The following is a 779-nucleotide window of genomic DNA, read 5'->3' on the forward strand; positions in this document are numbered from 1 at the left end:
GCCCCCGACCCACCCCTTACGAAGTGGAACTGGACCATGTCGCTCCTCGCCTGGATCGTGCTCGGCCTGATCGCCGGCTTCATCGGCAGCAAGATCGTCAACAACACCGGTCAGGGGCTCGTCGTCGACATCCTGCTCGGCGTGGTCGGTGCCGTCGTCGGCGGCTTCCTGTTCAACCAGTTCGGCCAGCCCGGGGTGTCCGGGGTGAACCTTTACAGCCTGCTCGTCGCCATCGTCGGCGCCGTGGTGGTGCTGTGGCTCTACCACGCCCTGGTCGGCCGCCGGCGGGTCCTCTGACCCAGCACGATCCGCTTCCGGCCCCTGGGCCGAAGATCGCCCCCCTCCTTCCAACGAAAGCGTACCGACCATGGCGTTGACGCCCGACACCAGCCGTCCGGCCTATGACCGCGACCTACCGACCACCAGCTTGGCCACCCCGGCCGAGGACATGCGCACGATGGCGCTGCACTCGGTCTCTTGGGGAGCGGTCATCGCCGGTGCGGTGATTGCGCTCGTCGCCCAGGTCATCCTGAACATGGTCGGGCTCGGCATCGGCCTCTCGACGGTCGACCCGGCCGGCAATGGCACGCCCACCGCCGGGTCGCTCTCGTCCGGCGCCGGCATCTGGTTCGTGATCGCCGGCATTCTCGCAGCCACCGCCGGCGGCTGGCTCGCCGGGCGCCTCTCGGGGAAGCCCGCCAACACCACCACCGCCTACCACGGGCTGCTCGCCTGGGCGGTCTCGACGCTGGTCGTCGTGTACCTGCTGTCCTCGGCGG

1 protein-coding gene and 1 pseudogene are annotated in these 779 nt (G+C 69.6%); both read left to right on the forward strand.

The annotated features are described in order from the left end of the window. Positions 1–36: 36 nt before the first annotated feature. Complete coding sequence (locus tag MKK70_RS24565) at positions 37–297, forward strand: GlsB/YeaQ/YmgE family stress response membrane protein (RefSeq protein ID WP_243932259.1); 261 nt, start codon at positions 37–39, stop codon at positions 295–297. A 70-nt stretch (positions 298–367) separates the two neighbouring features. After that, positions 368–779: pseudogene (locus tag MKK70_RS24570) on the forward strand (PhnA-like protein); the annotation flags it as partial.

Source organism: Methylobacterium sp. E-041 (assembly GCF_022829665.1).
Taxonomy (GTDB): domain Bacteria; phylum Pseudomonadota; class Alphaproteobacteria; order Rhizobiales; family Beijerinckiaceae; genus Methylobacterium.

Excerpts from the sequence above, each read along its gene's own strand:
- MKK70_RS24565 (WP_243932259.1), top strand. The coding sequence starts at position 37 with ATGTCGCTCCTCGCCTGGATCGTGCTCGGCCTGATCGCCGGCTTCATC.